The 25,041-nt window shown below is 72.0% G+C and carries 28 protein-coding genes; 8 read left to right on the plus strand and 20 right to left on the minus strand.

Translation table 11 applies throughout. The features are described from left to right. On the minus strand, positions 1-231 hold a 231-nt coding region (locus DEJ23_RS13325), incomplete at its 3' end, for an alcohol dehydrogenase catalytic domain-containing protein (RefSeq protein ID WP_181429266.1). A 248-nt stretch (positions 232-479) separates the two neighbouring features. On the opposite strand from DEJ23_RS13325, the gene DEJ23_RS13330 reads away from it, so the two are divergent. From DEJ23_RS13330 to DEJ23_RS13350, 5 genes are all read left to right on the plus strand, one after another. Next, positions 480-1,538, plus strand: a complete 1,059-nt coding sequence (locus DEJ23_RS13330; protein WP_111240731.1) for a glycerate kinase — start codon at positions 480-482, stop codon at positions 1,536-1,538. Between the two features lie 91 nt (positions 1,539-1,629). Further along, positions 1,630-2,055: a hypothetical protein gene (locus tag DEJ23_RS13335; RefSeq protein WP_111240732.1), complete on the plus strand. Its 426-nt coding sequence runs from the start codon at positions 1,630-1,632 to the stop codon at positions 2,053-2,055. A gap of 89 nt (positions 2,056-2,144) precedes the next feature. Continuing rightward, positions 2,145-2,819 (plus strand): DUF6766 family protein, encoded by a 675-nt coding sequence (locus tag DEJ23_RS13340; RefSeq protein ID WP_111240733.1) that lies wholly within the window; start codon positions 2,145-2,147, stop codon positions 2,817-2,819. A gap of 191 nt (positions 2,820-3,010) precedes the next feature. Beyond that, on the plus strand, positions 3,011-4,057 hold the full coding sequence (locus tag DEJ23_RS13345) for an NAD(P)-dependent alcohol dehydrogenase (RefSeq protein WP_111240784.1): 1,047 nt from the start codon (positions 3,011-3,013) through the stop codon (positions 4,055-4,057). Between the two features lie 214 nt (positions 4,058-4,271). Continuing rightward, the gene (locus tag DEJ23_RS13350; RefSeq protein WP_111240734.1) at positions 4,272-5,231 is read left to right on the plus strand and encodes an AraC family transcriptional regulator; all 960 of its coding nucleotides are present in this window, start codon (positions 4,272-4,274) and stop codon (positions 5,229-5,231) included. 24 nt (positions 5,232-5,255) lie between these two features. Here the strand turns inward: DEJ23_RS13350 and DEJ23_RS13355 are convergent, their stop codons facing one another. The 4 genes from DEJ23_RS13355 to DEJ23_RS13370 are packed head-to-tail and all read right to left on the minus strand — an operon-like array spanning position 5,256 to position 9,158. Beyond that, a complete protein-coding gene (locus DEJ23_RS13355) occupies positions 5,256-6,674 on the minus strand; it encodes a hypothetical protein (protein WP_111240735.1) in 1,419 nt (472 codons plus the stop codon). After that, positions 6,664-7,521, minus strand: coding sequence for a TIGR03943 family putative permease subunit (locus tag DEJ23_RS13360; protein ID WP_111240736.1), 858 nt, complete (start codon positions 7,519-7,521; stop codon positions 6,664-6,666). Before DEJ23_RS13360 ends, DEJ23_RS13355 begins: the two co-directional genes overlap by 11 nt. After that, complete coding sequence (locus DEJ23_RS13365) at positions 7,508-8,521, minus strand: permease (RefSeq protein WP_181429267.1); 1,014 nt, start codon at positions 8,519-8,521, stop codon at positions 7,508-7,510. Before DEJ23_RS13365 ends, DEJ23_RS13360 begins: the two co-directional genes overlap by 14 nt. A gap of 58 nt (positions 8,522-8,579) precedes the next feature. Further along, positions 8,580-9,158 (minus strand): TetR/AcrR family transcriptional regulator, encoded by a 579-nt coding sequence (locus tag DEJ23_RS13370; protein WP_258375546.1) that lies wholly within the window; start codon positions 9,156-9,158, stop codon positions 8,580-8,582. Positions 9,159-9,255: 97 nt separating this feature from the next. Between DEJ23_RS13370 and DEJ23_RS13375 the strand changes: the two genes are divergently transcribed. Together DEJ23_RS13375 and DEJ23_RS13380 are read left to right on the plus strand one after the other, a co-directional pair. Beyond that, positions 9,256-9,570 (plus strand): multidrug efflux SMR transporter, encoded by a 315-nt coding sequence (locus tag DEJ23_RS13375; protein ID WP_111240738.1) that lies wholly within the window; start codon positions 9,256-9,258, stop codon positions 9,568-9,570. 1 nt (position 9,571) lies between these two features. Further along, entirely contained in the window at positions 9,572-9,925 is a 354-nt protein-coding gene (locus DEJ23_RS13380) for a multidrug efflux SMR transporter (protein ID WP_111240739.1), read from the plus strand. Positions 9,926-10,076: 151 nt separating this feature from the next. Here the strand turns inward: DEJ23_RS13380 and DEJ23_RS13385 are convergent, their stop codons facing one another. Together DEJ23_RS13385 and DEJ23_RS13390 are read right to left on the minus strand one after the other, a co-directional pair. Further along, entirely contained in the window at positions 10,077-11,216 is a 1,140-nt protein-coding gene (locus tag DEJ23_RS13385) for a CE1758 family FMN-dependent luciferase-like monooxygenase (RefSeq protein ID WP_111240740.1), read from the minus strand. A gap of 114 nt (positions 11,217-11,330) precedes the next feature. Beyond that, positions 11,331-12,227, minus strand: coding sequence for a phosphatase PAP2 family protein (locus tag DEJ23_RS13390; protein WP_181429268.1), 897 nt, complete (start codon positions 12,225-12,227; stop codon positions 11,331-11,333). A 238-nt stretch (positions 12,228-12,465) separates the two neighbouring features. On the opposite strand from DEJ23_RS13390, the gene DEJ23_RS15805 reads away from it, so the two are divergent. Beyond that, positions 12,466-12,915 (plus strand): DUF4383 domain-containing protein, encoded by a 450-nt coding sequence (locus DEJ23_RS15805; RefSeq protein WP_181429269.1) that lies wholly within the window; start codon positions 12,466-12,468, stop codon positions 12,913-12,915. Between the two features lie 95 nt (positions 12,916-13,010). Here DEJ23_RS15805 and DEJ23_RS13400 read toward each other — a convergent pair whose 3' ends face one another. The 13 genes from DEJ23_RS13400 to DEJ23_RS13460 form a co-directional block, all read right to left on the minus strand. Beyond that, the gene (locus DEJ23_RS13400; protein WP_111240742.1) at positions 13,011-14,318 is read right to left on the minus strand and encodes an ATP-dependent RecD-like DNA helicase; all 1,308 of its coding nucleotides are present in this window, start codon (positions 14,316-14,318) and stop codon (positions 13,011-13,013) included. After that, positions 14,315-16,360 carry a cytochrome c oxidase assembly protein gene (locus tag DEJ23_RS13405; RefSeq protein WP_111240743.1) on the minus strand — a complete coding sequence of 682 codons (2,046 nt, stop codon included), beginning with the start codon at positions 16,358-16,360 and terminating at the stop codon, positions 14,315-14,317. Before DEJ23_RS13405 ends, DEJ23_RS13400 begins: the two co-directional genes overlap by 4 nt. Before the next feature lie 176 nt (positions 16,361-16,536). Then, positions 16,537-16,824 (minus strand): HU family DNA-binding protein, encoded by a 288-nt coding sequence (locus tag DEJ23_RS13410; RefSeq protein WP_111226856.1) that lies wholly within the window; start codon positions 16,822-16,824, stop codon positions 16,537-16,539. 291 nt (positions 16,825-17,115) lie between these two features. Next, positions 17,116-17,421 carry a 30S ribosomal protein S14 gene (rpsN, locus tag DEJ23_RS13415; RefSeq protein ID WP_022903745.1) on the minus strand — a complete coding sequence of 102 codons (306 nt, stop codon included), beginning with the start codon at positions 17,419-17,421 and terminating at the stop codon, positions 17,116-17,118. Between the two features lie 2 nt (positions 17,422-17,423). Then, complete coding sequence (gene rpmG / locus DEJ23_RS13420) at positions 17,424-17,594, minus strand: 50S ribosomal protein L33 (protein ID WP_022908193.1); 171 nt, start codon at positions 17,592-17,594, stop codon at positions 17,424-17,426. Then, complete coding sequence (gene rpmB, locus DEJ23_RS13425; protein WP_022903747.1) at positions 17,594-17,830, minus strand: 50S ribosomal protein L28; 237 nt, start codon at positions 17,828-17,830, stop codon at positions 17,594-17,596. The genes rpmG and rpmB overlap by 1 nt, the downstream gene beginning before the upstream one ends. Positions 17,831-18,188: 358 nt before the next feature. Beyond that, the gene (locus tag DEJ23_RS13430; protein ID WP_111240744.1) at positions 18,189-19,658 is read right to left on the minus strand and encodes a lipase maturation factor family protein; all 1,470 of its coding nucleotides are present in this window, start codon (positions 19,656-19,658) and stop codon (positions 18,189-18,191) included. A 51-nt stretch (positions 19,659-19,709) separates the two neighbouring features. Beyond that, the gene (locus tag DEJ23_RS13435) at positions 19,710-20,405 is read right to left on the minus strand and encodes an alpha/beta fold hydrolase (protein WP_111240745.1); all 696 of its coding nucleotides are present in this window, start codon (positions 20,403-20,405) and stop codon (positions 19,710-19,712) included. A gap of 10 nt (positions 20,406-20,415) precedes the next feature. Continuing rightward, positions 20,416-20,829 (minus strand): Fur family transcriptional regulator, encoded by a 414-nt coding sequence (locus DEJ23_RS13440; protein ID WP_181429270.1) that lies wholly within the window; start codon positions 20,827-20,829, stop codon positions 20,416-20,418. Beyond that, positions 20,826-21,770: a metal ABC transporter permease gene (locus DEJ23_RS13445; protein ID WP_258375550.1), complete on the minus strand. Its 945-nt coding sequence runs from the start codon at positions 21,768-21,770 to the stop codon at positions 20,826-20,828. Before DEJ23_RS13445 ends, DEJ23_RS13440 begins: the two co-directional genes overlap by 4 nt. Next, entirely contained in the window at positions 21,770-22,600 is an 831-nt protein-coding gene (locus DEJ23_RS13450; protein WP_258375551.1) for a metal ABC transporter ATP-binding protein, read from the minus strand. The genes DEJ23_RS13445 and DEJ23_RS13450 overlap by 1 nt, the downstream gene beginning before the upstream one ends. Positions 22,601-22,656: 56 nt before the next feature. After that, positions 22,657-23,583, minus strand: coding sequence for a metal ABC transporter solute-binding protein, Zn/Mn family (locus DEJ23_RS13455; protein WP_111240747.1), 927 nt, complete (start codon positions 23,581-23,583; stop codon positions 22,657-22,659). Positions 23,584-23,747: 164 nt separating this feature from the next. Next, a complete protein-coding gene (locus DEJ23_RS13460) occupies positions 23,748-25,016 on the minus strand; it encodes a PTS transporter subunit EIIC (RefSeq protein ID WP_111240748.1) in 1,269 nt (422 codons plus the stop codon). Between the last annotated feature and the right edge of the window lie 25 nt (positions 25,017-25,041).

Below are 25,041 nucleotides of genomic sequence, written 5' to 3' on the forward strand. Positions count from 1 at the left end.
GACGCTGATGCGGTTGATGCCGCTGCCGACCTCGACGACGACGCCCATGTTCTCGTGGCCGAGGACCATGCCCGACTCGAAGTCGACCCGCCCCTCGTAGGGGTGCAGGTCCGACCCGCAGATGTTCGCGGTGGTGATCTTGACGATGACGTCGAGCGGTGACTCGACCTTCGGGTCGTCGACGTCCTCGACCTGGACGTCGAACGGGCCCTTGTACACGACAGCCTTCACGGTGTTCCTCCTCGTGGTCGACCCGTCTGCCTCGGGACGGCTTCGGCGGGTTCGTCGTCCGCCACACAACGCGCGTCGCGGGTCCGAGCGCTCCCAGGCTGAGCGGCACCGGCGGATCGACGGGCGCCGTCGGCGCACCGGGCCTCGCAGGACGGACAGGGCACGCCGGACGGGAGGCGCCCGGTGCTCGCCCGGCGCCCGCCCGGCCCGACGACGAGGACGGTCCCCGGTCGGGCTACGGTGGTCCGGTGCGCGTCGTCATCGCTCCGGACTCCATGAAGGGCACCGCCACCGCGGCCGACACCGCCGCGGCGATCCGCGCCGGCTGGCTCGGCGAACGGCCGGACGACGACGTCGTCGTCGTGCCGATGGCCGACGGCGGCGAGGGCACGATCGACGCCTTCGCAGCGGCGGTACCGGACAGCGAACGCGTGCCCGTGACGGTGACCGGGCCCGCCGGCACACCCGTCGACACCCACTGGCTCCGACTGCCGGACGGCCGCGCCGTCGTGGAGCTCGCGGCGACGAGCGGCCTCCCGCTCCTCGGCGGCGTGCTGGCGCCGGACACAGCGACGAGCCGAGGGTTCGGCGAGGCGATCGCGGCGGCGCTCGACGGCGGCGCGACCGGACTCGTGCTCGGCATCGGTGCCAGTGCGTCGACGGACGGCGGACGGTCCGTGCTCGAGGCCCTCGGGCTGGTCGTGCGCGACGACGGGATCGCCCGTGGTCCGCTCCGAGCCGTCCCCGCGGGTGGCGTCGTCGTGCTGACCGACGTGACCTCACCGCTGCTCGGGCCCGAGGGCGCGGTCGCCGTGTTCGGACCGCAGAAGGGCATCACCGCGGAGCACGCCCCGTCGTTCGAGTCCCGGCTCGCCGACTGGACCCGGCACTTCCCCGAGGTCGACTCGGCGACGCCCGGTGCCGGCGCCGCGGGCGGCGTCGGGTTCGGGCTGCTGGCGTGGGGTGCGACGCTCGCTCCGGGAGCGCGTGCGGTCGCGGACGTGCTCGGGCTCCCCCGGCTGCTCGACGGTGCGGACGTCGTGGTGACCGGCGAGGGCCGCTACGACGAGCAGAGCGCCGCGGGCAAGGTGCCGTCGGTCGTGCGGGCACTCGCGGCGGAACACGCCCCGGGTGCTCGGGCGCTCCTCGTCGCCGGCGAGATCGAGGCGCCGCTCGACGACTTCGACGCAGCGGCCTCGCTCGTGGTGCTCGCCACGCAGACCACCGGGGAGCCGGACGACGCCCTCCGTGACCCACTGCGCTTCGCCACGATCGCGGGCCAGCGGCTGGCGAGGCTCGTCGGCTGAGGGGCACGGGCCCGACCACGGCGGACCGGCTCCTGCTCGATGCGCGCGGACCCCGAGCGTCCCCCGAGCGCTGCTGCGGTAGTCCGAGAGCATGCGATCGACGCCCGCCCCGACACCGACCGCCACCGCGACGGTCCTCGCGATCGTCGTGTCCGTGCTCGCCCTGACGGGGTGCAGCGCCGGCGGCAGCACCCGCGTGGACGCGATGGCCACCGCCGACCGCTTCCTCCGCGACGTCGCGCACGGGGACGGTCGCGCCGCGTGCGCACTGCTCGTGCCGGACGCCCGGGAGGACGTCGAGGACCGCACCGGCAGGTCCTGCGCCGACGGTGTGACCGCCCTGGACCTGCCGACCCCCGAGGACGGCCGGACGCAGGTGTACGGGCGGGCGGCGATCGTCGAGTCCGACCGGCACGCCGTGTTCCTCGCCCGCTCCGGTGACTCGTGGCTGGTGCGGGCAGCGGGGTGCCGGCCGGTGCCCGACGCTCCCTACGAGTGCACCGTCGACGGGAGCTGAGATGCGGAAGATGTACATCGCCTACCTGGTCGTGATCGCGGTCGGCCTGGCGTCCTTCCTGACCATCGGGCTGCTGGGGCGGTGACGGCGTGCGACACTTCGTCCGCCAGAACTCGCTGAGCCTGTTCTTCGGTGCGCTCTTCCTGCTCGCCCTCGTGGGGCAGTCGTTCGCCGGCTGGTACGCCTTCAACGACACCCAGACCGCCGAGGGCCTGGCGACGATCGGCTACGGCGAGTACGTGACGTCGTCCTCCTTCGCCACCGACGTGGCCGAGAACTGGCAGTCGGAGTACCTGCAGTTCCTGCTCTACATCTGGGCGACCGTGTGGTTCGTGCAGCGCGGGTCACCGGAGTCCAAGGAGCCGTCGGGGGTCGGACGCGAGTCCGACCACGACCAGGAGGTGGGCGCAGCGGCGCGACCCGGCTCACCGCGGTCGGCCGCCGCGGTCGGGCTGCGCCAGACGCTGTTCTCGCACTCGCTCCTCATCGTGATGGGGACGGTGTTCGTGCTGTCCTGGCTCGCGCAGTCGGTCGCGGGCACGGTCGCGTTCAACGAGGAGCAGCTGGCGTCGCTCGAGCCGCCGGTCACCTGGATCGGTTACGTGACGAGCGCGGACTTCTGGAACCGGACGCTGCAGAACTGGCAGTCCGAGTTCCTGGCCGTCGGCAGCATGGTGGTGCTCTCCGTGTTCCTGCGCGAACGCGGGTCGCCGGAGTCGAAGCCGGTCGGCGCGCGCGACGACGACACCGGCGCCGAGGGCTAGCCGAGCCGAGCCGAGCCGAGCCGAGCCGAGCCGAGCCGCCGCCAGCCGAGCCACCGCGAGCCGAGCCGCCGCGACGCGCCGTCCCCCGCCACGAGGGGGACCCCATCGCAACCTCCCTGCCCGCGGGACGTGCGGTCACACTGGTCTGCGGGCCGCACCCGGCCCGCACAGCACCACCCACGAGGAGACCAATGCGCACCGTCAACGCGTACGCGGCACCGTCGGCCACCGAGCCGCTCGTCAAGACCACCATCACCCGCCGTGACCTCGGTCCGAAGGACGTCGAGATCGACATCGCCTACGCCGGCATCTGCCACTCGGACATCCACACCGTCCGCGGCGAGTGGGGCGAGATCCAGTACCCGCAGGTCGTCGGGCACGAGATCGTCGGCCACGTCTCCGCCGTCGGCAGCGACGTCACGAAGCACCGCGTCGGCGACCGTGTCGGCGTCGGCTGCATGGTGAACTCCTGCGGCGAGTGCGAGCAGTGCGTCGCCGGCCAGGAGCAGTACTGCCTCAAGGGCAACATCCAGACCTACGCGGGCGTCGACCCCGCCGACGGCTCGATCACCCAGGGCGGCTACTCCGAGGCCGTCGTCGTTAACGAGGACTTCGTCCTGCGCGTGCCGGAGTCGCTCGACATCGAGAAGGTCGCGCCGCTGCTGTGCGCCGGCATCACCCTGTACTCACCGTTGCACCACTGGGGCGCCGGCCCGGGCAAGAAGGTCGCCGTCGTCGGCCTCGGCGGCCTCGGTCACATGGGCGTCAAGATCGCCGCGGCGCTCGGCGCCGAGGTGACGGTCCTGTCGCAGACCACCGCGAAGGAGCAGGACTCGCTCCGCTTCGGCGCGGTCGCCCACCACGCGACGAAGGACCCGGAGACGTTCGAGCGCCTGCGGGGCTCGTTCGACCTGATCATCAACACGGTGTCCGCGAAGATCCCGCTGGCGTCGTACCTCGGCCTGCTCAAGGTCGACGGCGCGCTCGTCAACGTCGGCGCCCCGTCGGAACCCCTCGAGGTCCCGGTGTTCTCGCTCATCGGGGCCCGCCGCACCTTCGCCGGCTCGAACATCGGCGGCATCGCGGAGACCCAGGAGATGCTCGACTTCTGCGCCGAGCACGGCATCCTGCCCGAGACCGAGCTCATCAGCGCCGACCGCATCAACGAGGCGTACGAGCGTGTGCTGTCGTCGGACGTCCGGTACCGCTTCGTGATCGACACGGCCACCCTGGCCTGACGCGACCACCCGTCGGCCGCCGGCCGACGGTCCCGGTCCCGGTCCCCCTGCGATCCGCAGGCGGCCACGACGGACGGGAGGCGCGGTGCCAGCACGTGCCGCGCCTCCCGTCCGCCCCCTTCCGGTCACACGGGCGTATCCGTGCAACGCGGGCGGACGGTCCGTCTCACGCGGCACGCCGGCCCTTGTCCCAGGAACGCGAGAGGCTCGACCGATGGACAACACGACGAACGAGGGACTCCGCTCCCTGGTGTCGGTGTCCGGCAACGACACCGACAAGGCGATCGCCGACCTGGCCGGTATGTACGCCGGCAAGGCCTGGCACTCCGCCCACGTCGACGACGACTACTGGTACCGCTACGTCGCGGTCGGCGACGAGCGCATGAGCATCCGCCGCTCGCAGATGCACGGCAACCTCCGCGGCGACGTGGCCGTGGAGGGCGAGGTCGTCGTGCAGTGGATCGACTCCGGCGCGGCGACCGTCGACACCGGACGGAACGCCGTGCGCATGGAGCACGGCGTGCCGGTGCTCTTCCCGATCGAGCAGCGCTTCGAGATGGACTACCGCGACTGGGACCAGCGGCTCGTGCACCTCGACCGCGACTTCGTGCTCGACGTCGCCGCCGAGCGGTTCCTGGTCGACGGCTCCCTGCAGTTCGACCGGTTCACGCCGCCCTCGGCAGCAGCCGTCGAGCGGTGGCGCGGCTCGGTCGCGTCGTCGGTGCGGGCACTCCGCGACGAGGGCGCCGACTCGCTGGCGTGGCACGAGTCGCAGCGCGAGGTCGTGCGCTCCCTGCTCGACATGTACCGCTTCCACGGCGAGCCCGCGCCGACCGCCTGGGGTGAGCACCGCAGCGCCCGGATGCGTGCCGCGGTCGAGACCATCCACTCCCGAGCGCACGAGCCGTTGACGGTGTCCGACATCGCCCAGGCGGCGGACCTCAGCGTGCGCGGCCTGCAGGAGTCGTTCCAGCGGACGCTCGACCGGACGCCGATGCAGTACCTGCGCGAGGTCCGGCTGCGCCGTGCGCACGACGACCTGGTCCGCGCCGAGCCGGGCTCGACGTCCGTCGCCGAGGTCGCCGCCCGGTGGGGCTTCACGCACATGGGCCGGTTCTCCGGCGAGTACCTGCGCCGGTTCGGCGAGTACCCGAAGCAGACGCTGCGTCACTGACGCCCCGCCGGCGGCACGGTGGGGTCAGCCGACCTCGTCGCCGGAGGGCAGCGCGCCGCACCAGTCCACCGAGGACGCCTGCACGCTCGCCTCGAGCGCACCGGAGGTGGCGTCCACGATGCTGACCAGGTCGCTCGACGCGGACGCGGTCGTGACGGCGAGGAACTGGCTGTTCGGGGACGGGCAGACCGCCGTGACGCTCGCGTCCTCGGGCACGCTGACGGGCAGCCGGGAGGCGCGGCTCCCCTCCACCCGCACGATCCGTTGGGCGAGGGTGCCGTCCGGCCGCACGTCGCCGACGACCCGCACGTAGGTGTCGTCGCCGAGCTGGGCGATCCGGCCGAGGTACGGCGCGTCGGTGCTGCCCTCGGGCGCGGCGATCGGCGTCCGCTCCCCGTCGGTCAGGTCGAGGCGGACGATCCCGGTGCCGGTCTCGACGACGGCCGTGGTGCCGGTGCCGACGAAGCCGTGCAGGTAGGTGGCGCTGCCGAGCCGGACCGGGTCGTTCCGCCCGCTCATGTCGACGAGCACCAGGTCGTCCGAGCCGGTCCGCACCAGGGCACTCTCGGTCCGGGGCACGTACGCCCACTGTGCGACGGTCAGCGGGACGGCGCCCGTGGTCGGCTTCCCGTCCGCCGCGATCGCGGTCGGCAGGTGCGTGCCGGTCATGTCGACCACGTACAGCCCGACGTCGCGGGACTGCCCCGTCGACGTGTCCGCGTACTCGAACCCGAACGATGCCCCGTCGTCCGCGACGTGCAGCGCGGTCACCCGGCCGTCGCTCGTGGGCAGGGTCAGCCGCTCGACCGGGGTGCTGTCGTCCTGCACCCCTCCCGCGAGCGGGACGATCTCGACGGTCGAGCTCCCGTCGCCGCCGCGCACCACGACGAGCGAGCGTCCGAGCCGGGCGTACTCGGTGATGCCGGTCGCCGCGTAGACGGTGGTGGCGCCGCCGGCGTCGAGGGACCGCCGCACGATCCGGTCCTCGCCGCCCGACGCTCCCGGCACCAGGGCGAGGACGTCGGTGCTCCCCGTCGTGATCGTCGTGCGGAGCTCCGACGTCGCGGGCTGCCCGGGAGCGCGGACCCCGGCCACCGCGATCTCGTACGAGCGGTCGTAGGCGAGCGGGCCGGCGAACTCGACCGCGATCGTGTTGCCGCTCGACGTGACGGTGTGCGGTGCCGACGGCGTCACGGTGACCGCGTCGGCCGGCACGCGCTGCAGGGCCTGGTTCGCGGTGAGGATGACGCGCTGCGCCGGACGCGTGACGAGTCCGGTGGGGTCGTACGTCACGTCCCGCAGCCGGGGTCCCTGCTGGAAGCCGACGACGGCGGCGACGGCTCCGACGAGGACGAACACGGTGAGCGAGGCGACGAGCCGGAGGCGGTACCGGTCGCGCGGCCGGCGGCGGAGCGGGCCGGTGCCCTGCGGATCAGTACTCATACGGGTCCGTCGGCTGGTCGATGTCGCGGACCGTCGCGGCGCGGATGACGATGCGGGCGTCGGCGGACTGGTCCGGGTTCGCCGCGAGCTTGCCCGTCACGCGCACCCACTGGTCGGCGTCCGGCACGGGTCCGTCGACGACGACGCCGAGCCCGACGGGCTGGGCGTCGACGGCGCAGCAGCTGATCACGAAGCGGGTCAGGGTGAAGGAACCGTCGGCCCCGGGCACCACGAAGCCGGACAGCTCCACCTGCTTGCCCACGAGCGCCGTGGTGTCCGTGGTCTGGCGGATGAGCGACGCCCAGTCCTTCACGCCGTACTCCGAGGTGTCGACGCCCTCGCTGCCGAGCAGGGCGACGTCCTGGGTGCCCGTGGCGTTCGACAGCGTGGCGGTGTCCACGCTGCGCTGCTGGGCGGTGCGGGCGGACAGGGTCGTCGGCGGGAGCACGAGCATGGCGACGGTGACGCCCACGGTGGCCAGGGCCGCGATGCCGCCGAGCACGCCACGGGTGACCCGCGCTGCCCCGGGTGCGCGGCGGCTGACGGTCCGTGCGGCGTCGGATCCCTGCTCGTAGGCGGTCTCGTCGTCGTGCGCGTGGCCGTCGTGCGCCTGGCCGTCGTGCGCTGTTCCGTCGCCGTGCTCGTGGCCGTGCCCTCGCGCCACGGCCACGAGCCCGGCCACCGACGCCGGCACCGCGACCGCGGCCAGGACGATCGTGAACAGGTCGTACCGCGGGTTGATGTACAGGTCGAGGTGCCCGACGAGCGCGAGCCACAGCGTGCAGAGCGCCACCGCGAGCACCGACCCGAGCCCGAGGTACGCGGGAGCCTTCTCAGACGAGGACATTCATCACCAACCCGACCGCTGCCGTGAACAGGACGCAGACGACGGCGAGCAGCACCAGGAAGCGTGCGCGGAACGTCGTCCGGAGCAGGGCGATCATCTTCACGTCGATGATCGGCCCGATGAGCAGGAACGCCGTGATCGACCCCGGCAGGAACGTCGAGGCGAAGGAGAGCGCGAAGAAGGCGTCGACGTTCGAGCACAGCGACACCGTCATCGCCAGGAGCATCATCGCGGCGACGGACAGCACCGGGTTCGCGCCGACCGCGACGAGCGTGGACCGGGGCACGGCGACCTGGATCGCCGCCGCGAGCCCCGCACCGACGAACAGCGCGGGCATCATCGTCGCGGTCTCCCCGCCGAACTGGGACGCGCTCTCGCGCCAGCGGTTCCGCGACGGCGGGGCCCCGACGGCGGCACGGCAGCGGGCCTCGAACGCGGGGAGCAGGAGCTCGGCCGGACGACGGTGCGCGGCGACGATCCACCCGACCAGGTTGGCGAGCACGAAGCCGCCGACGATCCGGACGACCAGGATCCATCCCGACCATCCGAAGGCCTGCGCGGTGGAGACGATGACGAGCGGGTTGAGGATCGGCGCGGCGACCAGGAACGTGACCGCCTCGGCCGGGGTGAACCCGCGCATCATGAGGCCCCGCGCGAGCGGGACGTTGCCGCACTCGCACACCGGGAAGAGCATGCCGATCAACGAGATCACGGCCCGCCGCGGCATCGGACGCTCCGGCAGGATCCGCTCGAGCACGCCGGCGGGCACCCACACCTCGACGACGATCGAGAGCACGATGCCGAGCACGACGAACGGCAGCGACTCGACCACGACGCTGATCGCCAGCGTCAGGAAGTCCTGCACGACGTCGGGGAGCCCGGCGGCCCCGACGTTCGGCGAGACCACGCGCACGCCGAGCAGCACCACGACGGCACCGAGCACCAGGCCTGGGCCGGTGAGCGTGCGGGTGGGGGCGGGGCGAGGGGGAGCGCTCGTCACCGGGACAGGATAGGCGAGGACCGCCGTGGTCAGCCCGTGAGCCGCGCGGCGCCGGGTGTCAGTCGGTGGGCAGGCCGGCCAGGTGTCGGTCGAGCAGCGCGATCGCCCACTCGCCGGACTCCCCCGCGTCGAGCCGCGCCACGTGCATCGCGAGGCCGTCGACGAGCGCGTGCAGCCGGCAGGCCTCGTCCGCTCGCTGGTCTTCGGGAACGCCGACCAGCGCGACGATCCGGTCGCACCACGCCCGCATCTCGGCGACCACCCGGTCGAGCGCCGGCCGCAGGTCCGCATCCGTGAGCGCGGCGTTGCCGAGCGCCAGGTACACGTCGAGCTCCACGATGCGCTCGTCGTCGAGGGGCAACAGCTCGAGGAGGACCCGGCGCGCGGTCTCCGTGTCGGGCAGCCCCGTGGGGATCGCGTCGATGCGTTCGCGCGTCCGGTCGAAGACGAGCGTGATGGTGTGCTCGCGCATCGCCGCCTGGGTCGGGAAGACGTACCGCACGGTGCTCGGCGGCAGCCCGGCCTCGGCCGCGACGCCGCGGACGCTCAGCGCGCCGAGGCCGTCGCGGGCGAGCACGCGGCAGGCGGCAGCGGACACGTCGAGTCGGCGCTGCTCGAGGTCCTCACGGGTGGTCACGGGCCCATACTCGCACGGTCGTACGACTCGTGCTACCGTCGTCTCCACGGAAGTCGCACACTCGTACGACTCCGGGGCGACGAACGGAGGGACCGACATGGCATGGGTGGTGCTCGTCCTGTCCGGCGTGCTCGAGGCGGTGTGGGCCACCGCACTGAGCGCGTCGAACGGGTTCAGGAAGCTGGTGCCGACGATCGTGTTCGTCGCCGGCATGGTGGCCAGCATGGTGGGACTCGCGTTCGCCATGAAGGCGATCCCGGTCGGGACCGCGTACGCCGTCTGGGTCGGCATCGGGGCCTCGCTGACGGTCGTCGTCGCGATCCTCCGCCGCCAGGAGGCCGCGTCGCTCACCCGCGTCGCGCTCGTGCTCGGGCTGGTCGCCTGCGTGGTCGGCCTCAAGGTGGTGAGCTGAGGTGGCGTGGTTCGTCCTGTTCGTCAGCGCCGCACTCGAGACCGTGTGGGCCACGGCCCTCGGCGCGAGCGACGGCTTCACCGTCCCCGGTCCGACCGCGCTCTTCGCGGTCACCATCGTCGTGAGCCTGGTGGCGTTCGGCTACGTGCTCAAGCACATCCCGATCAGCACGGCGTACGCGGTGTGGACCGGCACGGGCGCAGCCCTCACCGTCCTCTGGGGCATGGCGACGGGCGCGGAGCCCGTCACCTTCCTCCGCCTGCTGTTCATCGCCGGCATCGTCGGCTGCGTGGTCGGGCTCAAGCTGGTGCCCGCGCGGCCCGTGGCGCCGGAAGCGCCCCGAGACTCGGTGTGAGCGACGGATCGTGGAGCGAGACGCGCGAGATCGGTCGCTGTGACCGAGACTCGGCCGGTGCCGGTGCCGGTGCCGTGGTCGCGGGCCGCGACGGACGGGAGGCGCGGTGCCGGCCGGCACCGCGCCTCCAGGCCGTCAGGGGGTCACGTGATCAGACGGACGCGCCCGTCCACTCGTCCTCGGCCGCGACGTGGTCGCTGCCCACGGTCCCCGCGGCGAGCGCCGCGGCCACGCGGTCGGCGTGCGACGGCGGGTCCGACGGCACGTGGGCCGGGCGACCCTCGTCGTTGATCTTGCGGAGTTCGGGGACGATCTCCTCGGCGAGGATGTCGATCTGCTCGAGCACCGTCTTGAGCGGCAGGCCCGCGTGGTCGATGAGGAACATCTGGCGCTGGTAGTGCCCGACGTGGTCCTTCATCGTGGCGTACCGGTCGATGACCTGCTGCGGCGACCCCACCGTGAGCGGGGTCTGGGCGGTGAAGTCCTCCATCGAGGGGCCGTGACCGTACACCGGGGCGTTGTCGAAGTAGGGGCGGAACTCGTCCCACGCGTCCTGCGAGTTCTTCCGCGCGAAGAACTGCCCGCCCAGGCCGACGATCGCCTGGTCGGCGGTGCCGTGCCCGTAGTGCTCGAAGCGCTGGCGGTACAGCCCGACCATCTGCTCGGTGTGCTGGATCGGCCAGAAGATGTTGTTGTGCAGGAAGCCGTCGCCGTAGTAGGCGGCCTGCTCGGCGATCTCGGGTGTGCGGATCGAACCGTGCCAGACGAAGGGCGGCACGCCGTCGAGCGGACGCGGGGTCGAGGTGAAGCCCTGCAGCGGCGTGCGGAACTTGCCCTGCCAGTTGACGACGTCGTTCTCCCACAGCTGGCGGATGAGCGCGTAGTTCTCGATCGCCAGGTTGACGCCCTGGCGGATGTCCTGCCCGAACCAGGGGTAGACCGGGCCGGTGTTGCCGCGCCCCATCATGAGGTCCATGCGGCCGTCGCTGATCACCTGGAGCATCGCGTACTCCTCGGCGATGCGCACCGGGTCGTTCGTGGTGACGAGGGTGGTGCTCGTCGACAGGGTGATGTGCTCCGTGCGACCGGCGAGGTAGCCGAGCATCGTCGTCGGGCTCGACGCGACGAACGGCGGGTTGTGGTGCTCGCCGGTGGCGAAGACGTCGAGGCCGGCCTGGTCCGCGTGCTCGGCGATCGTGAGGATGTCCCGGACGCGCTGGGTGTCGTCCGGCGTGGTCCCGGTCGTGGGGTCCGTCGTGACGTCGCTGACGGTGAAGATCCCGAACTGCATGGTGCCCGCCTCCTGGTGCTGGCTGCTCAGTTCGATGCGTTTGCATCGACTTGGTGGGTACAACGTACCGCAGCCCCGGACATTCCCGCCAGCGCCGGGAGGTGCAGGGGGCGCTCAGCGTCGCGGCGGCAGTGTCCGGGTGTCGGTCCGCGCCGCGTGGTGCAGGCCGTCGGCGAGCCACACGACCGCGACGACCGCCAGTACGCTCGCGCTCGAGGCCATGCGTCCGGCCACGAGCACGGCGCCGTGGACGTCCGCTCCGCCGGTGAGCGCGACGACGAGCGCCACGAGCGCGACCAGGAAGGTGACCCCGGTCGCGAGCAGGAGCACCACCGTCAGCACCCGGCGCGGGCCACGTCGGCCGTCGCGGTCACCGCGCTCGCCACGGTCGACGCGGGGGCCGACCGCACGCACGAGCCCGAGCCAGAACAGGGCGATCGCGCACGCGCCGACGATGTCGCTCACCCGGTGCCACCCGTACACCACGGTCTGGTTCGCCACGAACACCGCGTACCCCGTCCCGACGACCGTCACGACGGACCGCCACCGCCGTGGCGTGACGAGCAGCACGGCGAACAGTGCCGCCAGGGCGATCGTCGCGTGCCCCGACGGGAAGGAGTTCGGCGTCTCTGACTGGGCGATCTCCGGGCGCTCGGCGATACGCTTGACGAGCGTCGAGGTGGCTGCCGACGCGAGCACCACGACGCCCGCTCCGAGCCCCACCGCGAGCCGGCGCCGGGCGAACGCGACGGCGGCGATCACGATCACCAGCAACAGGATGACCGGCACCGAGATGACGTTCAGTGCAGTGTCCGACCCGAACAGGTCGGACTCCCGGACCCCGCCGAGCGCGGCGTCCTCGACCCGCTGCCCGATCGGCGTCAGCACGGCGGCGGCGTAGACGAGAGGCACGATCACGAACCCCAGAGCTGCCAGCAGCGCCCACCGCAACCGTCGTGAGACCAACGGGACCCGCGACTCGGGCGCGATGCGTTCGGGCGTGCGGGTCACCGGCGTGGTCCTCCTCGGCGTGGCGGTCATCGGTCTCCTCGTCCGGCTCGTGCCGCGGGTGCGATTCGGACGGTCGGGGCCCGACACGATACCGTTGGTCCGCCGGTCCGCGCCTGTGAACCAGGGGTCAGCCACCTCCGGATCCGACGGCCGCTCCGCCCGCGCACGGCGCACGGCGGCACCGGCTCCCCTCACCGGCTCGTCCGGTGCGACCACCCTGTACCAGGAGGAGACCGAAGTGGCCATCAAGGAACCGAGCATCACGGCGTCGCCGAACCGGGCCCTCGCCCTGACGGCTGGATCGCTCCTGGCCCTCTGGGGCTTCCTCGGCTTCTTCTTCGCCGCCGACGGTGACCCCGGCTTCTTCAGCCGCGAGGGCGGGATGCTCTGGAACGCGTTCGGCGTGAACCCCGCGCTCTGCCTGCTCTGGGTGCTGCTCGCCGTCGTGCTGCTCATCACGGGTCCCGGCACCACCATCGGCTCGCGGAACGGCAACCGTCTCGTCGGTGTCGTGCTCGTCGTGATGGCGGTCTACGGCTTCGCGCTCGGCGGGACGTCCGCGAACGTCTTCGCCCTGACCTTCGCGGACAACCTGTTCCACGCGATCGTCGGTGTCGTGCTGCTGCTCACCGCGTTCGGCGCCGACCGCGAGAACGTCCGCGCGCTGCGGGCGGCCGCTCGCGCCTGACGCCTCCCCCGGTTCGTCCGCGACGCCCCGTCCACCTGCTGGTGGGCGGGGCGTCGTCGTACCGGGCTCCTGCTGGACGCAGGACCGCCGTCGTGTCAGGCGTCGTCGGGGCGGCGGGCCGCCTCGAGCTCCGTCGCGACGACCCGGGGTGCCTCGGACATGAACCGACGGACGTCCAGGTCCACGATGATGTCCTGCGGTCGCAGCGGCCGGGTCAGGTAGAGCCCCTCGAGCGAGGTCAACCGCGAGAGCGCGACGTACGTCTGGCCGGCGCTGAACACCCGGTTGCCGAGGTCGACCACCGCCCGGTCGTAGGTCGACCCCTGGGACTTGTGGATCGTCACCGCCCACGCGAGCCGCAGCGGGAACTGCTGGAACTCCCCCACGGTGTCCTTCTTGAGTTCCTTCTTGTCCGGGTCGTACGAGTACTTGAACTTCTCCCAGACGGACGGCTGCACCTCGAAGGACTCGCCGTCGACGTCCACCCAGACGGTGTCGCGGATCGTCGTCACCACGCCGAGGGTGCCGTTCACCCAGCGTTGGTCCGGGTCGTTGCGCAGGAACATCACGTGTGCGCCGGGCTTCAGCTCGAGCGCCTCGTCCGCCGGGAAGTTCCGCCCGCCGAAGTCGCCGTTCACGTCGGCCCGCGCGGTCTTCACCTTGCCGGGCAGCCGGTCGAGCGCGGCCTTGTTGATCCGGGCGACGGTGTCGTTCCGGGTCGCCAGGGTGATCGCGTCGTCGGGTGCCGTCCGTGCGCCCGCGGTGTTGAGCTGCCCGGCGATGTCGGCGGTCACACGGCCGTGACGGACCGCGGTGAGCATCGCGGCGAAGGCGTCGTCGCGCTGCCGGTGCACGGTGGCGAGTTCGACGATGTGCAGCTCGGCCTCGAGCCAGACCTTCGCGTCGAAGAACCACATCGAGCGGTAGTGGTCGGTGAAGTAGGCGCGTTCGTCGCCGTCGCCGGGAACGGGCGGCAGCTGGTACGGATCGCCGAACATGACGACCTGGACGCCGCCGAACGCCTCGAAGTGCCGCCCGCGGGCCTTGCGGAGCGAGCGGTCCATGGCGTCGAGCAGGTCGGCGTTCACCATCGAGACCTCGTCGATGACCAGGGTGTCGATCGTGTTGAGGAGCTTGCGGGTCTCCGGGCCCTGCCGGAGCTCGGCGTCGGCGATGAGGCCGATCGGCAGCCGGAAGAGCGAGTGGATCGTCTGGCCGCCGACGTTGAGCGCGGCGACACCGGTCGGGGCACAGATCACGACCTGCTTCTCGGTGTTCCACGACAGGTGGTTCAGCAGCGTCGACTTGCCGGTGCCGGCCCGCCCGGTGATGAAGACGTGGTCACGGGTGTGCTCGATGTACTCGAACACCGCACGCTGCTCGGCGCTGAGTTCGACGCTCACCGCGCGGCCGTCCCCGACGCCGATCCCGGGTGCGCCGTCTCCGGGTGCGCCGCCTCCGTGTCCGCCGTCTCCGGGTCCGCCGCCTCCGGGTGCACCGTCGCGACAGCGGGGGCCCGGCCGGCCACGGCGAGGCCGGCCCGGTCGCTCACGGCACGGTCAGCCCGGTCGCTCCGGAGGCGCACCAGGGCCACCAGCACGACGGTCACGACGAGCAGCACGCCCGCGACGACGAGGACGACCCCGGCACGAGCCTGGTCGTCCAGCGGCGTCGGGCCCCACGCACGCCCCATCGCACCGAACCAGGACGCCTGCAGCAGGCCGAGCGGCCCCTGCATCGCGATGCCGAGCGACACCGTGCCGGCTGCGACGACCAGGGCGCCGACGACCCGCACGAGGGCTGCGCCCGCGCTCGCCGCCCGGGCCCCTGCCGCCACCGGGGTCAGGAGCGTGGGCACGGCGAGCAGCCCGACGAGCAGCAGCGCGACGTCGACCAGGGTGCGCCCGGACGGGTCGCTCACGGACCAGCGGAGGACCTGCGTGGCGTAGAGCCCCCACCACACCGCAGCGAGCACGACGAAGGACGGGAACGGCTGGGCCAGGTACCGGGTGACGCCGTTGGCCACGAGCAGGCCGGTCCACTCGCGCACTCCCGTGGAGTCGTCGGTCCGGCGGTGCACGGCGGCCCGGACGAGCTGGACCGGCGCCGCTGCCCACACGAGCGCGGGCACGACGAGACCGAGCAGGACGTGTGCGCCGACGTGGGCGGAGACGAGGAAGCGGTCGTAGGTGTGCAACGACCCCGAGGTCGCCACGACCAACGAGACGAGGGCGATCGCGGCGGCGATGGTGCGACGGACCGGCCAGTGCTCACCACGACGACGGAGCCGGACGACACCGGCGGCGTAGGCGGCCGCGGCGAGCACGGCGGCCAGCAGCCAGAACAGGTCGATGTTCCACGCCGTCAGCCAGCCCCAGGTGCCGGGGTCGCCGGGGAGGGGGTCGTCGGTCAGGAGCTCGGCGGGGGTCGGGTTCGTCGTCCGGCTCAGCGCGACCTGGCCGACCGGGGTCGCGGTGCGCCCGAGCGCCGCGGCGAACCCGCTCGCGACGCCCATGACCGCGAGCTCCACGAGCACGAGGGTCCAGAACGGTCCCCGTCGCTCCGGCTCCTCGGTCAGGGACCGGATCGCGCGCCGACGCTGCACGGCGCCGAGCACCCCGATGCCGATGAGCGCCGCGGACTTGACGAGCACGAGGACGCCGTACGGGCTGGTCAGGTCCGCCAGTGCGCCGACGCGGATCTGCGCCGACGCCACGCCCGACACCGCGAGGAGCACGAAGCACCCGAGCGCGATGCTCGAGTACCGCGCGACGACGAGCGGCAACCGGTCCCCCGTCAGGACGTTCCGGAGCAGGACGACGAGCAGCAGCCCGCCGACCCACAGCGCCGCGCCGACCAGGTGGAGGCCGAGTGCGGTGACGGCGGAGTCGTGGCTGGCCGTCCCCGACGCGTGTCCCTGCTGCGCGAGCGGGACCAGTCCGATCAGCGAGACACCGGCCGTCAACGCCACCATGCCGCGCCCGCGGACGGCGAAGCAGAGCACCGTCACCGCGGCGGCGACCAGCACGGTGACGAGCCACGCGGTGCCGAGGTCGGTGCCGGTGAGGAACACGCCCATCGACTGGCCGAACTGCTCGTCGAGGCTGACGGTCGACCCGGCGACGGACAGGAAGGTGAAGAACGTCGTGACGGCGGCGGCGACCGTCCAGACACCGGCGGCACCGGCGGCGACGTCGATCGCGCGGTCCCACTCGGGGCGGGTGCGGGACAGTCCGACGACGGTGAGCGCCAGCCCGCCGATGGTCGCCGCCGCGGACAGGTCGACGACCAGCCGTGCGATCGGGAGCCCGAAGCGCACGACCGCGCCCGGGTCCGCGATGAGCGCTCGATCCGCCCCGCCGCCGATCACGAGGGCGACGAGGAGCGAGACGAACCCGACGAGCAGCAGCACGGCGGGGCCGGCGATGCGTGCGATCCGGTCCACCCGACAAGCCTAGGCGGTGCCCGGCCGACCACGGCACGTCGGGTGGGACGACCTGTGGGCGGTGGGCCGTGCCTCCAGACCGTGCAGGACAGGCCGGGGCAGCGCGGACGCGCGAGCCGCCCGGGAACGACGGAAGGGACGGCCGAGGCCGTCCCTTCCGGTGGTGCTGAGCGGTCTTACTTGACGGCAGCCTTGAGCTTCGAGCCGGCGCTGACCTTGACCGAGTCGCTCGCGGCGATCTCGATGGCGTCACCCGTCTGCGGGTTGCGGCCGGTGCGCGCGGCGCGGTGGGTCTTCTCGAAGGCGATCCAGCCCGGGATCGTGACCTTGGTGCCCTCGGCGACCGACGACGAGACGACGCTGAACAGCGCGTCGACGACGCCGTTGACGGTGGCCTGGCTCTGGCCGGACTCCTGCGCGACGGCAGCGACGAGCTCGGTGCGGTTCAGTGACTTGTCAGCCATGGATGTCCTCCTCGGACTTCTTGCAGTGTCGGTGGGACGTCCGGGACGCCCGCCCGCCCGGAGCGGGGTGCCCTGGACGTGGTGGCCCCGCGGACGAGCACGCCCGGCGGAACCGTCAGCGAACCTACCAGCCGAGCGGGGCCCGGACGACCGACTCGCCCGGATTTCCGGGGTTGTGGAGGGTCGGGAGGGGTCCGAGTGACGGATGTGGCGACGATGTACCCCGCGTGGACCGGGAACGACGAACGCCCCGTCCCTCGGGAGGGACGGGGCGTTCGGTGGTGCTGGTGCCTACCAGGAGCTCTTCGTGATGCCCGGCAGCTCGCCACGGTGGGCCATGTCGCGGAAGCGGACACGGCTGATGCCGTACTCACCGAGGTGGCCACGGGGGCGACCGTCGATGGCGTCGCGGTTGCGGTAGCGGACCGGCGACGCGTCGCGCGGGAGCTTCTGCAGGCCGACGCGGGCGGCCTCACGCGACTCGTCGGTGCCGTTCGGGTCCACGAGGGCCTTCTTCAGCTCGAGGCGACGCTCGGCGTAGCGCGCGATGACCTCGGCGCGCTGGTTGTTCTTCGCGATCTTGCTCTTCTTCGCCATGCTTAGCGCTCCTCACGGAAGTCGACGTGCTTGCGGATCACCGGGTCGTACTTCTTGAGCACGAGGCGGTCCGGGTTGTTGCGACGGTTCTTCTTGGTCACGTAGGTGAACCCGGTCCCCGCGGTGGAGCGGAGCTTGATGATCGGACGGACGTCCTGACCCTTCTTGGCCATCAGATCTTCTCCCCACGGGCGAGGAGATCCTTGACGACGGACTCGATGCCGCGTGCGTCGATCACCTTGATGCCCTTCGCGCTGAGCGTGAGCGTGACGTTACGACGAAGCGAGGGCACGTAGTACGTCTTCTTCTGCACGTTCGGGTCGAAGCGACGCTTCGTCCGGCGGTGCGAGTGCGAGATGTTGTGTCCGAAGCCGGGGGTGGCTCCGGTCACCTGGCACACTGCTGCCATGGTTTCCTCCTGAGGTACCGTGCGACCGGACGGCCGCACCCAAGTTCACTTGCCTGGTGCGCACGCGCAGGACCACCGGGTGGACTGCGAGGGGGTTGTGCGCACCGCCCAGGTCCGCGGACCCTGTCGAAGGGCCTGTGGACGCCGCGCGACCGCGGCGTTCGCGACGGTCGGAGGGCTTGGAACAACTGGGTCTGCCACGCGGACGCGGCGGACCAGGGGTTCACGTTACGGGACGGCCGCGCGTGTCGCAAGCCGGGCCTCCCGTCCGGCCCCGCCGTCCGGCCCTGCCGTCCGGCCCCGCCGTCCGTCCAGCCGGGAGGCGCGGTGTGCGCCCGCCGTCCGTGTCCCGTCCCGCTCAGGGTCGCGACCGCGACCGGCCCTCGCCGAGGCCGGTGGGCGGCACGAGCGTGAAGCGCTCCTGCCGGACCCAGTAGAGCCCGGTCGCACGCCGCTCGGCCCGCGTCGCGAAACGGTACCGGTAGACGCGCGCCCGGACCCACCGCGGCGGCTGCCCGTCGAACGGGTCGCGTCGGAGCAGGCGCAGTGTCGGCCGGTCCGCCTCGAGCAGCCGGACCACGAACACCCGGAACCAGCCGTCGTCCGCCCCGAGCGCCAGGAACCACATCAGCCAGTCCAACCGCAGGTGGTAGGGCGCGAACTGCCGGGGCCGCCGGTACGGGTCCCCCGGCTTGCCCCGGAACTCGTACGCCACCCAGTCGTCCTCGGCCGGCACCGCGGCGAGCGTCCCCTCCACGACGACCTCGTCCCGCTGCTGCGTCACGCTGCCGAAGGCCCCGTACGCGTTCGCCAGGTGCCAGCGGTTGAACGAGGCGTTCATGAGCTGCCGGCGCGACACCAGGTTCCTCGCGGCGGGCCAGGAGAGCCAGGCGAGCAGTGCGCCGACCACCACCGTCACGGCGACGAACGACACCGGCGTGGCCGACGGACCCTGCGACAGCAGGGGTTCGAGCCCGGGCAGCACCACGGCGACGGACCGGTCGTCGACCGCCGCGAAGGCGAGCACGAGGGTGATCCAGTTGAGCCACGCGAAGTTGCCGGACACCACGAGCCAGAGCTGGGTGAGGAGCACGAGCGCCGCAGCCACCGAGGCGACCGGCTGCGGGGCGAACAGGAAGAACGGCACGACGAGCTGCACGAAGTGGCTGCCGAGGGTCTCGAACCGGTGCACGGGGCGTGGGAGCAGGTGGGCCGTCCGCGACAGGGGGTTCGGCATCGGCTGCGTCTCGTGGTGGTAGTACAGCGCCGTCAGGTCCCGCCACGACCGGTCGCCGCGCATCTTGATCATCCCGGCGCCGAACTCGAGCCGGAACACGAGCCACCGCAGGGCGACGAGCACGACGATCGGCGGTGCGACGTCGTCGGCGCCGAGGAACGCCACCGTGAACAGCGCCTCGACCAGCAGGGACTCCCACCCGAAGGCCCAGAAGGTCTGCCCGACGTCGGAGACGGACAGGTACGCCAGCCAGAGCAGCAGGAAGCACACCGTCGGCACCCACCAGGGCCCGCGTTGCGGTAGCCCGAGCACCAGCGCGAGGGACACCACCGCTCCCCCGCCGGCGAGCACGCGCAGACGTCGGTCCGTGTACCGCCACCACCGCCAGACCACGGGCAGTGTCCGGGCGTACGGCCGCTGCAGGAACCGCGGCACGGGCAGCAGCCCGCGCTCCCCCACCAGGGCGGGGAACTGCAGGAGCGCGGAGACGAACGCCAGGCAGGCGATCGCGGCGACACCGCGCTGCAGCACGAACCTGGCGACGTCGTAGTCACCCGCCGCCGACCACTGGGTCCACGCTGTCACGTCCACGGGTCGTGACGCTACGCGGCGTCGACCAGGACGGGACCACGGCTCCGCGCGCTACGGACCGTCCGTCGGCTTCGGCGCGAGCGCCTGCACCATCAGCTCGCCGAGCTGCTGCGGCACGGTGACCATCGGCCAGTGCCCGGTCTCGAGCCCGACGATCGACAGGTCCTCGGTCGCGACGAGTTCGGTGGTCCACGCGTGGTGCTCCGCGACCATGGCGGCGAGGTCGGTCGCCGGGATCTCGCACGTGATCACCGTCGCCGGGATGCCGTGCCGCGCCGGGTCCGCGTAGTGGAACCGGTCCGTCGCCACCGCGGCGGGCTCCGGGACCGCCCGCCGCTCGAACGCCTCGCGCAACGCGGGCGTCATGCCCCGCACGGTCGCCGGCTCCCACACGTCCCACGCGGGCAGGGGCACGACCCCGTCCACGACGGGCAGTTCGTCGTTGACGCACCCGCCCTCGGGCCCCGGGAACGTGTCGACGTAGAGCAGGTGGGCGACCGACGACGGCCGCTGGTCGGCGGCCATGAGCACCATCGGTCCCGCACCGGAGTGCCCGGCGAGGACGACGGGTTCCGCGGGCGTCGCCACCGTGTCCAGGACGGCGACGATGCCGGCGACCTGTTCGTCGAGCGTGTCGCCCGTGCGGGTGATCGCCTGGACGGAGTGCCCCGCCTCCTGCAGCACGGGCGTCACCTCGTCCCACGCGCTCGCGTCGAGCCAGAAGCCGGGCACCAGGATGACGTGCATGCGCGGGAGGCTACTCGCCCGTGCGTGCCGCGTTGCATGCCGCGCACTCGCCGAAGATGTCGACCACGTGGCTGGCGTTGGTGAACCCGTTCGCGGCGGCGACGTCCTGCGCCCAGCGCTCGACCGGGTCGGCCTCGATCTCGACCGTCCGGCCGCAGTTCCGGCAGATCAGGTGGTGGTGGTGCCGGTCGGTGGTGCAGGCCCGGTACAGCGATTCGCCGTCCTGCTGCAGGGAGTCCGCGTCGCCCTCGGTCGCCAGGTCGGCGAGCGCCCGGTAGACGGTGGCGAGTCCGATCGTCGATCCTCCGTCGCGCAGGTGCTGGTGCAACGACTGCGCGCTGACGAACCCCTCGGTGCCGGACAGCGCGGTGCGCACCGCCTCGCGCTGCCAGGTGTTCCGCTTCGGCTTCTGCACGGCGTTCACGCGGTGACTCCCTCCTCGCGGCCCACGGCCGCCTGGTCTGCCCGGTCGGACCGGAGGCGCGGCGCACCCCCGTCGTGCTGCTCGCGGTCCGCGATCCGGTCGCGTCCGCGCCTGTCCTTACGACTGCCGACGATCCGGCAGACGACCCAGATCACGAACGAGATCGTCGTGACGTAGGGGCTGATCGGCAGCCCGCCACCGATGGCGAGCAGGATGCCACCGACGACCGACACCACCGCGAAGGCCGTCGACAGCACCGGGACGACCACGGGGTGCGACGTCAGCCGGAGGGCGGCGGCAGCGGGCGTCACGAGCAGCGAGAGCACGAGCAGGGCGCCGACGATCTGCACCGACACGGCGGTGGCGAGCCCGAGCGCGAGCATGAACACGATCGCCAGGGTCCGCACCGGCACCCCTGCGGCTGCGGCCACGTCGGGGTCGACCGACGAGAACATCAGCGGCCGCCAGATGACCAGGAGCGTCACGACGACGATCGCCGAGACCACGATCAGCGAGGCCAGCTGCGGGTTGTCGACCGAGACGATCTGTCCGGTGAGCAGCCCGAACTTGTTCGCCGCCCGTCCCTTGTAGAGCGCCAGGCAGAGGATCCCGAGGCCGAGACCGAACGGCATGAGCACGGCGATGATCGAGTTGCGGTCGCGGGCACGGGAGCCGAGCAGCCCGATGAGCAGCGCCGCGACCACCGACCCGACGAGCGACCCGGTGACGACGTTCACGCCGAACAGCAGCGCTGCGCTGGCCCCGGCGAACGACAGCTCCGAGATCCCGTGCACGGCGAACGGCATGTTCCGGGCGACGACGAACGGGCCGATGAGCCCACCGACGATGCCGAGCACCGCGCCGGCCCAGATCGAGTTCTGCACGAGGACGAGGAGCTCGCCGTAGTCCTGGAACGAGAAGACGGTCGACCAGATGTCCATCAGATCCGCCCTTCGTCCGGCACGGTCGCGTGCGGGTCCGGGTCGCAGTGGTGGTGCGCCCCGGTCTGGTCGTGGGCCTCGTTCGCGCCGACGATGACGATCCGTCCCATCGTGCGGACGACGTCGACGGGCGTGCCGTACAGGTCGGTGAGCACGTCGGCGCGCAGGACCTCGTCCGGGGCGCCGATCCGGAACCGGCCGCCGGCGATGTAGAGGACCCGGTCGACGACGTCGAGGATCGGGTTCACGTCGTGCGTGACGAAGAGCACGGCGGCGTCCTGCTGCCGACGCTGCCGGTCGATGAGCTCGGTCACCCCGCGCTGGTGCCGGAGGTCGAGCGAGATGAGGGGCTCGTCGCAGAGGAGCAGCGCGGGGTCGGCGGCGACGGCCTGCCCCACGCGGGTGCGCTGCTGCTCGCCGCCGGAGAGCTCGGCGACGGGGGCGTCGGCGAAGTCGGTCGCGCCGACCTCGTCGAGGATGCGGTCGATGCGGGCGCGCTCGGACCTGCTGGCGGGCAGGACGCCCCACCGCGAGCCGGTCACGCCCTGCGCGATCATGTCCCGCGCACGCAGGGGGGTGCCGGCCTCGACGAGGCGCTGCTGCGGGATGTAGCCGATCTTCCGGTGGCCGCGGCGGACGGGCTGCCCGAGGAACGACATGGTGCCGCTGGTCAGGCGTTGCTGACCGAGCACGGTGCGCAGGAGCGAGGTCTTGCCTGCACCGTTCGGTCCGAGCACGGCGACGAACTCACCCGGTGCCAGGTCCAGGTCGAGGTGCGACCAGAGCGCCCGGGAGCCGTACGACAGCCCGGCGTCGCGGAGCGCGAGCACGGCGGAACCGCCACGGCCGGTGGCCGCGGCGGTTCGCGATGGGGTGTCGACCGAGGTCACTTCGTGAGCGCCGCCTGGATCGCGTCGATGTTCGCCTGCTGCCACGAGACGTAATCCTCCCCCTCCGGGAGCGTCTCCGTGACACCGACCACCGGGATCCCGGCCTGGTCGGCTGCCTCCTCGACCTGCTCGGTCTCCGGGCTCGAGGTCTGCTCGTTGACCGCGAGGAGCTCCACGGTCTTGTCACTGAACAGCTTGAGGGTGTCGTTGAGCGCCGCCGGCGGCACGTCGTCGCCCTCCTCGATCGCCTCCGCGAAGGCCTCGGGCGTGACGTTGACGAGCCCCATGGCGTCGAAGAGGTACCCCGGCACCGGCTCGGTGTACGAGACCTCGTCGCCGTCGACCTCTTCCTTCGCCGCGGCGGTCTGCGACTCGAGGTCCTCGAGCTTCGTGGTGAGCGCCTCCGCGTTCCGTTCGAAGGTGTCGGCCTGCGCCGAGTCGAGCTCCGTCAGGCGCTGCTCGACGTCGGCCACGAGCTTGACCATCGTCGGGTAGTCGTAGAAGACGTGCTCGTTGAACTCCGAGTCGCCGCCCTCGTCGAGTCCGGAGAGCTCCACGACGTTGATGGTGTCGGCCTCGGTGTCCGACGCGTCCGCGAGGGTGGTCATGAAGTCGTCGTAGCCGCCGCCGTTCTCGATGAGCAGGTCGGCCTTGGAGACGGCGAGCTGGGTCTGCGCGCTCGACTCGAACGAGTGCGGGTCCTGCGACGGGTCCTCGAGGATGCTCGTGACCTCGACCGCGTCGCCGCCGATCTCCTCGGCGATGGAGCCGTAGACGTTCGTCGACGCGACGATCCGCACGGTCGCGTCGTCGCTCCCGCCGCTCCCGCCGCTCCCGGACGACGAGGACGTGGCGCACCCGGTCAGCGCGAGGGCGGCGGCGCCGGCGACGAGCGGCAGGGCGAGGAGACGACGGTTCTGCATGGGACGACGGTAGGCCTTCCTGATAACGATTGTCAAAACCGATCTCGTGCGCGTCCGGCCGGACGGAAGGGGCGCGGTGCCGGTCGGCACCGCGCCCCTTCGCTCCGAGGCCGCGTGCGCGGTCGGGGCTCGGCGGTCAGGACTCGGCGATCAGGGCTCGGCGATCAGGGCTTGGTGGCCGCGTCGATGGTGTTGTCGGCGATCGTGTCGTCCTCGCGCCCCGGTGTCCGGAGGTTCCACTTCTTGATCACGAACGAGAACAGGAAGTAGTAGACGACCGCGTAGCCCAGGCCGATCGGGATGAGCCAGAGCCCTCCCTCCGACTTGCCGAGGTTGAGCACGAAGTCGATCGCCCCCGCCGAGAACGAGAAGCCGTCGCGGATCCCGAGCGCGTTCACGAGGGCCAACGACGTGCCGGTGAGCACCGCGTGGATGACGTACAGCGGGAACGCCACGAACATGAACGAGTACTCGAGCGGCTCGGTGATGCCCGTGACGAACGAGGTGAGCGCGGCGGAGAGCATGATGCCGCCGACGAGCTTGCGGTTCTGCGGCTTGGCGTTCCGCCAGATGGCCAGGGCGCCGGCCGGCAGCGCGAACATCATGATCGGGAAGAAGCCGGTCTGGAAGATGCCCGCGGTCGGGTCACCGGCGAGGAACCGCGGGATGTCGCCGTGGACCAGGTCGCCGGTGACGCCCGGGAAGCTCCCGAGCTGGAACCACGGGAAGAAGTTGAGCAGCTGGTGCAGTCCGAGCGGGATGAGCATGCGGTTCGCGAACCCGAAGATGCCGCCGCCGAGGACCGCGTTGTCCGCGACGGCCTGCCCGGCCGCCGTCAGCGCGATGTCGAAGTACCGGTACACGAACGACATGAGCACGGCGATGACGAGCCCCGCGGCCGCCGTGATGATCGGGACGAGACGACGACCGGAGAAGAACCCGAGGAAGTCCGGCATCTTCGTGCGGTGGAACCGCTGCCAGAGGTTCGCCGCGACGAGACCCATCACGATGCCGCCGAGCACGCCGTAGTTGATCATCTTCTGGTCGCCGTTCGCGTCCTCGACCCCGGCCAGGACGATCGGCGACATGACCTTCCAGACCTCGTACATGACCATGTAGCCGACGACCGCCGCGAGCGCCGTCGTACCGTCCGACTTCTTCGCCCAGCCGATCGCGATGCCGACCGCGAAGAGCAGCGGCAGCCACGCGAAGATCGCGTTGCCGGCGGCACCGATGACCGCGGCGCCCTGCTCGAACCCCGGGATCGCGCCGAGCATGTCGGCCTGGCCGAGGCGGTTCAGGATGCCCGCGGCCGGCATGACGGCGATGGGCAGCAGCAGGCTGCGACCGAGCCGCTGTGCGTTCGCGAAGAGCCTGGACTGCTTCTTCGGGGTCTTCTTCTCCGGCACGTCCGTTGCAGCAGCGGTGCTCATCGGCGTTCCTCTCGTCGTCGGGTGG

Source organism: Curtobacterium sp. MCSS17_008 (assembly GCF_003234185.1).
GTDB lineage: Bacteria > Actinomycetota > Actinomycetes > Actinomycetales > Microbacteriaceae > Curtobacterium.